Here is a 12,300-nt window from a genome sequence, read left to right as displayed (position 1 = left end):
ACAAGAAGGCGCAAAAAGACATGGGGCAAGAAAGGCTGACGAGAAGAGGCTAGCCCTGGGTAATACAGTTGCGGCCATTCTGTTTGGATTGATACAGGAGTTCATCGGCACGATTAATTGCCTCCTCCAAAGGTTCCTCCTCCCCCAGAATGACCAGGCCACCGCTCAGGGTGATGGGGCTATTGTCTTTGGGAACCCGGGTGCGCTGGGCTTGGGCGCGAATGCGCTCGGCCACGTTCAGGGCATCTGCCGCATGGTCGAGCTGGATCAGGATAATAAATTCCTCACCGCCCCAACGACAAAAAACATCAAAGGGCCGGCTGGCTTTTAACAGGTAGGCACCCAGCTGTTTCAGCACTGCATCGCCTTGGGCATGGCCATAGCTGTCGTTGATTTTTTTAAAGTGGTCTATGTCCATCATCAGTATCGCCAGGCTCAAGCCCTTGCGTTTTGCCAGGGCGATGCCAGTTTCGGCAGCTTCAAAAAAACCGCGGCGATTCAAGGCCTGGGTGAGTGGGTCAACACGCGTTAAGCGAGTGACTTCAGCCAGACTATGCTGCAAACGCAGTGACACTATGGCGAGAATAGTGACCAGGGTCACCACAAACCACACCCCCAAACTTTCACGCGCCGCTGCCTGCCACAACTGGGTTGAGGTGAGGCGATGCACCAGCCAAAGCTCGCCTTCAACAACCCAGCGGCTTAACCATAAATCGCCCTGCTCACCCTTGTCCCACGGGCTGAGGCTGGGTGTCAGCGGCGGGTAGAGAGTCACCTCCGGCGCAAAGCCACTTTCCCGGGCAATCAAGCGCTGGTGTTCGCTGATCAGCATAGTTTCGCCGGTTGCAGCACCAACCCGTGTCAGTTTCTCCAGGGTGTACACATTTAAATCCAGCGCCACCATGCCCAGGAATTTATCGCGAATGTAAACCGGTTGGGCAAAGGTGACTATCCAGCCTTTGCCGGCCAAGTCTTGGTAGGGGCCTTTTAATATGATGCGGCGGCCCGGGTTCTGCTCTGGCCCACCCTCCAGCCAGTAACCGCTGGTGTAAATGTCCGGGGTGAAATGAAATTGCTCGGGTGCAATTGGCGGGGCGATGTAAACAAACTGGTTGCGCGATTGGTAATAGAGCCAGGCCAGCTCCTGACCTAAATCCAGGGCGGGGGTGATTTGTGCATCCATCGCCAGGGCTGCATGAATTTCGCGCTCCACCGGGGCGCTCAAAGGGAGGCTGGCCGCGCCCGTTAAACTTCCGGCAATGCCCTCGCGCTCCAGCGCCCACACGCCAAGGTCCGGGTAGTCACGCACATTAAGCTCGCCTGCCCCCGGCTCAACACCGACCCGGTAGCGCCCTAAAAACAAGTTGTTCATCACCTGCACCCGGTCGCGCTGCAGGGCCACAAATTGGTGAATCAGCTCATAGCGGCTCTTGAAGGTTTGCTCCACTTCGGTTTTCAGCTGGTTGGTGTGGTGATAAAAAGTCGCCACACAGAGGATTATGCAGATAACAACCAATACCCCAATAACCATCAATGTGTGTTGTTGCGACATCACCTTCATGGTGAGCCTCCAGCAATAGGTTGATCCAGCTGCCAAGCGCTTGATCCACTAAGTAAAGCCCAGCGTTAAAGGTTCCACAAATAAGCGCCAGAACTAACCCCGTGCCGCCAGTGGCAATTGCTGCACACTTGTAACTAAACGTCGAGAAATGTAAATGCGGTTGCCGCTGTCACACGCCTTGCTTAGGCTCGTGAAGATGGTTGTGTACAAGTTCCCAAGTGTTGCAATTGGGACATTTTCCAGAACAAAAACAAAGACCTATAGAATCAACTGATCTCCCAATACGGATTTTTCCATGCCTCAAATTCTCGCTCGTTTATCGCCCGGTCAACGCTGGTTGGCTATTGCCGCTGTGGTGTTGGTATTACTCGCCATTTGGTTTTTTGGTTTGCGCGAAGCCCCGGTAAAACGCCCACCGCCACCCAACCCCTGGATGGGCCCTACCCCGGTACATGTTGTTAGCGCCACGAAAGAGAATTTGCAGGTGCGCATTAAAGCGATTGGCAGCGTTGCGCCGCTCAATACCGTGACGGTTCGCAGCCGGGTGGAAGGGCCATTGCTGCGCCTGTTATTCACCGAGGGCCAGCAGGTAAAAGCGGGCGAGGTATTGGCAGAGATTGACCCGGCGCCCTACAAGGTGCGCTTGGCACAGGCCGAGGGCACCCTGCAGGAAACCCGCGCGCAACTCAAAAATGCCGAGGAGGATTTGGCGCTCTACCAAAACCTGCTCACCAAAAACTCCATAGCCAAACAGCAGTTTGATAAACAACAAGCGCTGGTGGAACAGTTGCGCGGCACCCTGAAAAACCACACAGCCCAGGTGGAGGACGCACGTTTGCAGCTCTCCTACACCCGCATCACTGCGCCCATCAGCGGCCGCACCGGTCTGCGCAAGGTGGATGTAGGCAACCTGATCACCGCGGGTGATAGCGAAGGTTTGGTCACCATTACCCAAACCCAGCCGATTGCGGTGATGTTTACCATCCCCGAGAACCAACTGCTGGCGGTGCGCAATGCCTTTAACAGCGCACAGCAACATAAAACGGCGCTGGCGGTAGAAGCCTGGGACCGCAGCGAACAGCAGCTCCTGGCAACCGGCGCCCTCACCACTTTGGATAACCAGATAGATATCACCACCGGCACCCTGAAATTAAAAGCCGAATTCGACAACAGTGACGACAGCCTTTTCCCCAATCAATTTGTGAATGCGCGCCTGCAGGTACAAACCCTGGAAAACGCCATCACCATTCCGACAGATACAGTGCAGTACGGATCCAAGGGCACTTACGTTTACACCATCAAGGACAACAAGGCGACCATGCGTGTACTGAAACTCGGTGCAAGCGAAGGCAATAAAGTCGCGGTGATAGAAGGCTTAACCGAAGGCGAACCCGTGGTGCTGGAAGGTTTGGATCGCCTGCACGAAGGCAAAGACGTAAAAATTATGTAGGTTGGAAGAGCGCGGCGACTTCCGACACCGCAGGAAGAGCGCAGCGACTTCCGACAATCAACCCAACATAAATTTGTAATCTGACTTTAGTGTCGGAAGGCGCTGCGCTTTTCCAACCTACGCAACATATTGATCGAGATTAATAATGAGCCTTTCCAAACCCTTTATTTTGCGCCCGGTGGCGACCTCGCTGCTGATGCTGGCGATGTTGCTGGCCGGTATTTTGGGCTATCGCCTTTTGCCGGTAGCGGCGCTGCCGCAGGTGGATTACCCGATCATCCAGGTATTCACCTTTAACCCCGGCGCCAGCCCGGACGTTATGGCGCGTACCGTCACTGCGCCACTGGAGCGCAGCCTGGGGCAGATTCCGGGCTTGAAACAAATGTCGTCCACCAGCTCCACCGGCGCCTCTATTATCACCCTGCAATTTTCACTGGAAATCGATTTGGGCGTGGCCGAACAAGAAGTGCAAGCGGCGCTCAATACCGCTAATAGCCTGCTGCCCAATGACCTGCCCACGCCGCCGATTTATCGCAAGGTAAACCCCGCCGATACTCCTATTGTCACCCTCGCCGTCACTTCAGCCAGCCTGCCACTACCGGAGGTTTACGACCTGGTGAACACCCGCATGGCGCAGAAACTCGCGCAGCTGCCGGGTGTGGGAATGGTGAGTTTGGCAGGGGGCCAGCGCCCGGCGATTCGCATCAAGGTCAACCCTAATGCCCTGGCCAGCACCCAGCTGAGTCTGGAGCAGGTGCGCAGTGCAGTGGTCACCGCCAACACCAATCAACCCAAGGGCAGCTTTGACGGCGAGTATCGCTCCACCATGCTGGATGCCAACGACCAGATGCGCTCGGTGCAGGAATACCGCGATTTACTGATCAGCTGGCGCGATGGCTCACCGCTGCGTTTGGGTGATGTCGCCACCGTGGAAAATGGCGCTGAGGATCGCTTCCTCGCCGCCTGGGCCAACGAGCAACCGGCAGTGCTGGTGAATATCCAGCGTCAGCCGGGCGCCAATGTGATCGATGTGGCTGACAGCATCGCCGAACTCTTGCCCAAGCTGACCGCCACCCTGCCCGCCGCCGTGAATGTAGCGGTACTGACTGACCGCACCGAAAGTATTCGCGCCTCCATTCGCGACGTGCAAAAAGAACTGATTTTTGCGATTTTTCTGGTGGTTGCGGTAACCCTCGTATTCCTGCGCTCCATTCCCGCCACCATTATTCCCAGCCTCGCGGTGCCGCTGTCGCTGGTGGGCACCTTTGCGGCCATGTATTTCCTGGATTTCTCCATTAATAACCTCACGCTCATGGCGCTCACCATTGCCACCGGCTTTGTGGTGGATGATGCCATCGTCATGCTGGAGAACATCGCCCGCCACCGCGAGCAGGGGGAATCGCCCTTGCAGGCAGCGCTCAAGGGCGCGGGTGAAATTGGTTTTACGCTGGTTTCGCTCACCTTGTCACTGATTGCGGTGCTTATACCGCTGCTGTTTATGGGCGACTTGGTGGGGCGGCTGTTCCAGGAGTTTGCGATTACCCTCGCCATCGCCATCAGTATTTCGCTGGTGGTGTCCCTCACACTCACCCCCATGATGTGTGCGCGTATGCTGAAAAATGCGCCCAATCACGATGAGGAGACCGATTTTATCGGGCGGGTCATCACGCGCTATGGGCGCGGGCTGGACTGGGTACTGCAACACCAAACCGCCGCCATGCTGGTAATGATTGGCACCATACTGCTCACCGCCGGTTTGTACCTGGCCGTACCCAAAGGCTTTTTCCCGGTGCAGGACAGCGGTGCGATTCAGGCCGTGACAGAGGCGCCGCAGGATATTTCCTTTAGCGCCATGGCAGAAAAACAGCAGCAGCTGGCGGAACAGATACTGCAAGATGAAGACGTCGCCAGCCTGTCGTCCTTTATCGGTGTGGATGGCAGTAATACCACCCTCAACTCCGGTCGCCTGCTGATCAACCTCAAACCCCACGACGAACGCGATACCCACGCCAGCCAGATCATCGACCGCTTGCGCGAGCAGATCAAAAGCGTCACTGGCATTACCGCCTGGTTCCAACCGGTGCAGGAACTGAGCATTGAAGACCGGGTGAGCCGCACCCAGTACCAGTTCAGCCTGACCACGCCAGACAGCAGCGAACTGGATATTTGGGTGCCGCGGTTACTGGAGCGACTGCGGCAGGAACCGGCGCTGGCGGATGTGGCCGCCGACCTGCAGAGCCGTGGCCTGCAAGCCTATGTGGAAATTGACCGCGATGCCGCCGCGCGCCTGGGTGTGCGTATTAGCGATATCGCCGGCGCCCTGCAAACCGCCTACGGCCAGCGCCAGATTGCCACCCTGTTTACCCAGGCCAACCAGTATCGCGTGGTATTGGAAGTAGACCCGGACTACGCCCAGGGCATCAGTTCGCTGGCAAATACCTATGTCGCCAGCAGCAATGGTACCCCCATATTGCTGTCTACCCTCGCCAAGGTAAGCCAGCGCCCGGCGCCGTTGCTGATCAACAACCAGGAGCAATTCCCCTCCACCACCTTCTCCTTCAACCTTGCTAGCGGCGCCTCACTGGGTGCAGCGATAGAGGCCATCCAGGCGGTAGAGGCGGAAATCGACATGCCTGCCACCCTGGAGCTGCGTTTCCAGGGGGCCGCCGAAGCCTTCCGCGCCTCGCTAAGCAACACGCTCTGGCTGATCCTTGCGGCGATTGTGACCATGTACATAGTGCTGGGGGTTTTGTATGAGAGTTTTATCCACCCGGTCACCATTCTCTCCACCCTGCCCTCGGCCACAGTGGGCGCGCTACTGGCGCTGCTTATTACTGGCCAACCGCTGGATTTGATTGCGGTAATCGGCGTCGTACTGCTGATCGGGCTGGTGAAAAAGAACGGCATCATGATGGTGGACTTTGCGCTGGACGCCCAACGCACGCTGGGTATGTCGCCGCGTGAAGCAATCCATCGCGCCGCCTTGATGCGCTTTCGCCCCATTCTTATGACCACGCTCGCCGCCCTGTTTGGCGCCATCCCGCTTATGCTCGCCTCCGGTTCCGGCGCCGAATTGCGCCAGCCTTTGGGCCTGGTGATGGTGGGTGGCCTGCTGGTGAGCCAGGTATTAACCCTGTTCACTACGCCGGTGGTGTATTTGTTTTTTGATCGCTGGGTAAACAAGCCCACCTCCGAATTGATTGCGGAGGAGGCGTAAAGTCCCTATGAACATCGCAGAACCATTTATAAAAAGACCCGTCGCCGCCAGCTTGTTGGCACTGGCGATTGTGTTGCTGGGGCTATTGTCCTGGCGCATGCTGCCGGTGGCGCCCTTGCCGCAGGTGGATTTTCCGGCCATCCAGGTTTACGCAGGCTTGCCCGGTGCCAGCCCCGAGTCCATGGCGGCAACAGTGGCTACGCCTTTGGAGAGAGCCCTGGGTAGTATTCCGGGGGTGACGGCGATCAACTCCAACTCCACCCAAGGCTCTACCTTTATCTGGGTGGAATTTACCCTGGATCGCAATTTGGATTCCGCCGCACGCGATGTGCAGGCGGCGCTGAATGCGGCGCGCGGCCAGTTGCCGGCCGGTATGCCGGGCAACCCCGGCTATCGCAAAATCAGCCCCTCACAGGCGCCGATTATGGCGCTGGCACTCAGCTCACCCAACCTGGCGCCCAGTGCGCTCTACGATGCTGCCTCCACCATCCTTGCGCAAAAACTCGCACAAATTAAAGGCGTGGGGCAAGTAGGTATAGACGGCGCTTCGCTACCGGCAGTGCGCATCCAGCTCAACCCCAACGCGCTCGCCAACTATGGCATAGCACTGGATGAGGTGCGCAATGCCATCAGCAATGCCAATGTGCTGCGTCCTCTGGGTGTACTGGAGGAGGATGACACTCGCTGGCAGGTGCGCACCAATGAAAGCCTGCGCAGTGCCGCGGATTACAGCAATCTGGTGATCCGCTACGGCGATGCCGGGCCGGTGCGCCTGCAAGACGTAGCCACCCTGAGCGACTCCACCGAAAACCGCTATACCGATGGTTTCCACAACCGCAGCTCAGCCGTCACCCTGACCGTAAGCAGGCAAACCGGAGCCAACATAGTGGAAACCATCGACGCCATTAACGCCCAACTGCCCGCCTTGCGCGCACTTATGCCGGGCGACACCGAATTGAAGGTGGTGATGGACCGCTCCCCCGGTATTCGCGCCACCCTCAAGGAAGCTGAAATTACCCTCTCGCTGGCGGTATTACTGGTGGTTGCCGTGGTGTGGATGTTTCTCGGCAGCGCGCGCAGTGCACTTATCCCCAGCCTGGCCATTCCAGTGGCGATAATCGGCGCGTTTGTGGTGATGTACCTCTACGGTTTTTCGCTCAATAACCTCTCGCTGATGGCGCTCATAGTCGCTGCCGGTCTGGTAGTGGATGACGCCATAGTGGTATTGGAAAATATCAAGCGTCATATAGAGCGCGGCCTTCCGCCCATGCAGGCGGCAGTGCTGGGCGCTCGCGAAGTAGGGTTTACCCTGCTGGCGATGAACATCACCCTGGTTGTGATTTTTGTGTCCATCCTGATCATGGGTGGGGTAGTGGAAAAACTGTTCCGCGAGTTCTCCATCACCCTCGCCGCTGCCATGCTCATATCACTGCTCGTGTCCCTCAGCCTTACGCCCGCGCTCTGCGCCCAGCTGTTAAAGAAATCATCCACACAAGCGGAGGGCACCCGCTTGTTTGATGAAATAAAGCAGGGTTACGGCATAGCTCTGGCTTGGGCACTGCGCCATAGCCGGGTGGTGATGCTGCTTCTGGCCGGGGTCATCGGCGTGAATATTTATCTGTATGTGGATATACCCAAAACCATGTTGCCGGAGCAGGACACCGGGCAAGTCACCGCCTGGATTCGCGGCGATGATGGTTTTTCCTTTCAGTTAATGCAGCCCAAAATTCAGGAATTCCGCAAAGTGCTGCTCGCTGACCCGGCAGTGGAAGATGTCTTTGGCGCCAGTGGTGGCGGCAATGGCGTAAGTAACGCATGGGTGAGGGTGAGCCTTAAACCCATGGCCGAACGTGGCGTGAGTGTGCATGAAGTGGTTGATCGCATTCGCCGCGAGATTCCGAGTATCCCCGGCGCCATGATGATGATCGGGCCGGATCAGGACATTCGACTGTCGTCTCCCTTTAGCCGCAGCCAGCACGAAATCCTACTGCTGTCTGACGATTTAAAGCTGATGTTCAAGTGGGCGGCCAAAATCACTACCGCTATGGAAAGTATGCCGGAAGTAACCGAGGTGGATGGCGTAAAAGAGGAAGGCACACAACAGGTTGTACTGACTATCGACCGCGAAACTGCCCAGCGTTTGGGCGTGGATATGGCCACCGTTGCCACCCTGCTGAACAACTCCTTCTCGCAGCGGCAGGTATCCACCATGTACGACCGCATGAACCAGTACCGGGTGGTGATGGAGCTGGAGCCGGGTTATACCGCCTCACCCAAAGTATTGGAGCAGCTGCAGGTGATCACCCGCGATGGCAAACGCGTTCCCCTCTCTACCTTTTCCAGCTTTGACTATGGTTTGGCCGAGGACAGGGTGCGCCACACCAACCAATTCGCGTCCGAGAGTATTGGTTATGCCGTCGCTGAAGGTTTTACGCCAGAGCAGGCGCGCCTCGCCATAGAGCAAAAACTGGCTGACCTGATGGTGCCCAAAGAGGTTTATCTGGCCAGCGCCGGCACCAGTCGCCCCGGTTGGGGGCCAAGCACACCGGGTATGGCGCAGGATCCCGCAATACTTATCGCCTGTGTTCTATTGGCGGTTTATTTGATTTTGGGGATTTTGTACGAAAGCACCATCCACCCGCTGACCATTCTGTCCACCCTGCCCTCAGCCGGTATTGGTGCGCTCCTGGCATTGCGGCTGAGTGATACCCCTTTCAGCCTGATCGCCATGCTCGGCCTGTTTTTGCTCATTGGCATAGTGATGAAAAACGCGATTTTGATGATCGACTTTGCCCTGGAACTGGAGCGCAAAGAGGGACTCTCCTCGCGCGATTCCATCTTTCAGGCGGCGATGATGCGCTTGCGCCCCATCATGATGACCAACCTCGCCGGGCTCTTGGGCGCCCTACCCCTGATCCTCGGCAGCAACGAAGGCTCCGAACTGCGCACACCTCTGGGCATCACCATCATTGGCGGCTTGGCGGTAAGCCAGTTGCTTACCCTGTTCACTACCCCGGTGGTGTATTTGTACATGGAAAAACTGCGCAATTGGGGTTTGGGCCACAAGCCCCAACCTGCCGGCGCCACCCCCGCAAAAGCCACTGATTAAAAAAAAGCCAGAGAGTCACTTCGACACTCTGGCATAGCACTGCTATATTTTTGATCTACTCCCCACGGGTTTTGGGGAGACTTTCTGAAGGAATGGAAGACCCATGAGCGTATCCTCCGCCAATCCCAGCGAATTTTACCAACGTGCCTGCCGCCAGCTGCAACAGCGCTCGCGCGGTGGGCGCCTGCCTGAGCTGAGTGAATCCGAGCAAACCCAGCGCGAACTTGAGATCTATCGGCTTGCCCTGCAATTACAGCAGCAGGAGCTGGATCAACTCAAACAAAAGTTTGACGCCCTGGCCAGTGCCGAACGCCAGCAGCTGGATGCCCTGCTCACCAGTACCCGCATTCTCGAAGCCTCCCAAGCCATCGCCAAAGTGGGCGGGGTGGAGCTGCATGTACCCAGCCGGCAAATCTACTGGACCGCTGAAACCTACCGCATCCACGACACCAGCCCCGCAGAGTTCACACCCAGCCTGGATGAAGGTTTTTCCATGTACCCGCCCGGCTCGCGCGAGCGCATTGCACAAGCCATGCAGCGGGCCATGGCAACCGGCGAAGTGTTTGATATCGAGGTTGAAAAATACACCTTCAAAGGCCGCAAAATTGACCTGCGCACCACCTGCACTGCCCATTACGAAAATGGCGAGCTGGTGCGCCTGACCGGCATTTACCAGGACATTAGCGAGCGCAAACGCGCCGAGCGCCGCTACCAGCATCACAACCGAATCCTTGAAATGCTACTGGCCAAATTTCCGCTGGAAGAGGTGCTGGAGTGCATAGTGTGCGATGTGGAGGCGCTGGTTCCAGACGCGATTTGTAGCATTTTATTAACCGATGACAGCGGCACCCACCTGACCCACGGCGCCGCACCGCACCTGCCTGAATTTTATGTGCAAGCAATCAACGGCGCAGCGATTGGCCCCGCTGCCGGCTCTTGTGGAACAGCTGCCTACCTGCGCGAGCAGGTGATTGTGGAGGATATCCAAACCCATCCCTACTGGCGCGACTACCGCGCGCTCGCCGAACAGGCCGGTCTGCGCGCCTGCTGGTCGCAGCCTATCTTCTCTGCCGATAGCAAAGTGCTGGGCACCTTTGCCATTTATCACCGCGATCCCACTAGCCCCCAAGCAGAAGACCTGCGGCTAATCGAAAGTGAAGCGCGCCTCTCGGCACTGGCGATTGAGCAATCGCGTGTAGAGACACGCCTGCAATTGGCGGCCAGTGTCTTTACCCATGCACGCGAGGGGATATTTATCACCGACTTGCAGGGCAACATCATCGAGGTGAACCAGATTTTCTGTGACATCACCGGCTATAGCCGCGAGGAAGTGATCGGTAAAAACCCACGCATGATGAAATCCGGCCTCCACGGCCATGAATTTTATGCCGGCCTTTGGCGCGACCTGGAGCAAAAAGGTTACTGGCACGGCGAGCTGTGGAATCGCCACAAAAATGGCAAGCTCTACGCCACCATGATGACTATCAGCGCCGTGCAGGACGGTCTCGGCCACCCGCAGAGCTATGTGAATTTATTTACCGACATCACCCCCATCAAAGAGCACCAGCGCCAGCTGGAATATATCGCCCACTATGATGCACTCACCGGCCTGCCCAACCGCGTATTACTGGCAGACCGCTTGAAACAGGCCATCTCCCAAAGCCATCGCCAAAACGCAGCGCTGGCGGTGGTGTATATCGACCTGGATGGCTTTAAAGCCATCAACGACCAATATGGCCACGATACCGGCGACCAGTTGCTGGTCAATATCGCCCACCGGCTCAAAGCCACCCTGCGTGAAGGCGACACTATCGCCCGCATTGGCGGCGATGAATTTGTAGTGGTTATGACCGGCCTGGAAACGGCCAAAACTCACGAGTTAGTCTTGCATCGCCTGCTGGAAGAAGCGGCGGCGCCGCTGATGCTAAACCAGCAAATGCTGCAAGTCTCCGCCAGCATAGGCGTGACCCTCTACCCGCAGGATGCCGCCGATGCCGACCAATTGTTACGCCATGCCGACCAGGCTATGTATGTGGCCAAACAAGCGGGTAAAAATGGCTATCACCTGTTTGATGTGGCGCGCGATATTGCGGTAAAAACCCAGCTCGAATCACTTGAGCACATTCGCATAGCGCTGGATAAACGCGAGTTTGTGTTGTTTTACCAACCCAAGGTCAACATGCGCAGCGGCGAGATTATCGGCGTAGAAGCGCTGGTGCGCTGGCAGCACCCGCAGCAAGGCCTGCTCCCGCCCATTAAGTTTTTACCCGTCATTGAAGGCCACCCCTTGAGTATTGAGTTGGGCGATTGGGTGATTGATGAAGCCCTGAGCCAAATTGAACGCTGGCAAACCCTGGGGCTGGCGATGCCAGTGAGTGTGAACGTGGGCGCGCTGCAGTTACAGCGCAGTGATTTTGCGGCGCGCCTCGCCGAGCAATTACTCGCCCACCCCGATGTGCCGCCCGCGTTTTTGGAATTGGAAATTGTAGAAACCAGCGCCTTAAAAGATATAGCGGAAGTGGCCGACCTGATGCGCGCCTGCTGCGCGCTGGGTGTGCATTTTGCGGTGGACGATTTTGGCACTGGCTACTCGTCGCTGACTTATTTAAAACGCCTGCCGGCCAATTTATTAAAAATCGACCAGACCTTTGTGCGCGACATGTTGGATGACCCGGATGATTTGGCCATCGTAAAAGGGGTTATAGGTTTGGCCAACGCCTTCCACCGCCGCGTCATCGCAGAAGGTGTAGAAACCATCGCCCACGGCGCCCTGTTAATTCCGCTCGGCTGTGAACTGGCACAGGGTTATGGCATTGCCCGCCCCATGCCCGCCCAGGATTTACCCGGCTGGGCCGCACAGTGGCAACCAGATCCGGCCTGGACCAAATTTGCTCCCTGAAATTCAAGCGGCAAACATGCGCTATCGCCGCGCAAAAAGCTGGTCAGACTTTTAGGATAAATCT

Annotated in this window: 5 protein-coding genes; 4 read left to right on the top strand and 1 reads right to left on the bottom strand. The window is 57.1% G+C overall.

The window, feature by feature from the left end; genetic code table 11:
* Positions 1 to 49: 49 nt before the first annotated feature.
* On the bottom strand, positions 50 to 1,561 hold the full coding sequence (locus tag ACFODX_RS11570; protein ID WP_378119234.1) for a sensor domain-containing diguanylate cyclase: 1,512 nt from the start codon (positions 1,559 to 1,561) through the stop codon (positions 50 to 52).
* A gap of 295 nt (positions 1,562 to 1,856) precedes the next feature.
* On the opposite strand from ACFODX_RS11570, the gene ACFODX_RS11565 reads away from it, so the two are divergent.
* From ACFODX_RS11565 to ACFODX_RS11550, 4 genes are all read left to right on the top strand, one after another.
* Positions 1,857 to 3,011 (top strand): MdtA/MuxA family multidrug efflux RND transporter periplasmic adaptor subunit, encoded by a 1,155-nt coding sequence (locus tag ACFODX_RS11565; RefSeq protein ID WP_378119232.1) that lies wholly within the window; start codon positions 1,857 to 1,859, stop codon positions 3,009 to 3,011.
* A gap of 145 nt (positions 3,012 to 3,156) precedes the next feature.
* Entirely contained in the window at positions 3,157 to 6,228 is a 3,072-nt protein-coding gene (locus ACFODX_RS11560; protein ID WP_378119230.1) for a multidrug efflux RND transporter permease subunit, read from the top strand.
* A gap of 7 nt (positions 6,229 to 6,235) precedes the next feature.
* Positions 6,236 to 9,337, top strand: a complete 3,102-nt coding sequence (locus ACFODX_RS11555) for an efflux RND transporter permease subunit (RefSeq protein ID WP_378119228.1) — start codon at positions 6,236 to 6,238, stop codon at positions 9,335 to 9,337.
* A gap of 103 nt (positions 9,338 to 9,440) precedes the next feature.
* Complete coding sequence (locus ACFODX_RS11550) at positions 9,441 to 12,236, top strand: bifunctional diguanylate cyclase/phosphodiesterase (protein WP_378119226.1); 2,796 nt, start codon at positions 9,441 to 9,443, stop codon at positions 12,234 to 12,236.
* Positions 12,237 to 12,300 lie beyond the last annotated feature (64 nt).

Source organism: Cellvibrio fontiphilus, assembly GCF_042646205.1.
GTDB classification, from domain to species: Bacteria; Pseudomonadota; Gammaproteobacteria; order Pseudomonadales; family Cellvibrionaceae; genus Cellvibrio; species Cellvibrio fontiphilus_A.
Note: the sequence above shows the minus strand (reverse complement) of the source record. Positions and strands in the feature narration are given on the sequence as shown.

What these genes read in the sequence shown, in the direction of transcription:
- ACFODX_RS11570 (WP_378119234.1), bottom strand. Translation starts at nt 1,561, where the DNA reads ATGAAGGTGATGTCGCAACAACACACATTGATGGTTATTGGGGTATTG.
- ACFODX_RS11565 (WP_378119232.1), top strand. Translation starts at nt 1,857, where the DNA reads ATGCCTCAAATTCTCGCTCGTTTATCGCCCGGTCAACGCTGGTTGGCT.
- ACFODX_RS11560 (WP_378119230.1), top strand. Translation starts at nt 3,157, where the DNA reads ATGAGCCTTTCCAAACCCTTTATTTTGCGCCCGGTGGCGACCTCGCTG.
- ACFODX_RS11555 (WP_378119228.1), top strand. Translation starts at nt 6,236, where the DNA reads ATGAACATCGCAGAACCATTTATAAAAAGACCCGTCGCCGCCAGCTTG.
- ACFODX_RS11550 (WP_378119226.1), top strand. Translation starts at nt 9,441, where the DNA reads ATGAGCGTATCCTCCGCCAATCCCAGCGAATTTTACCAACGTGCCTGC.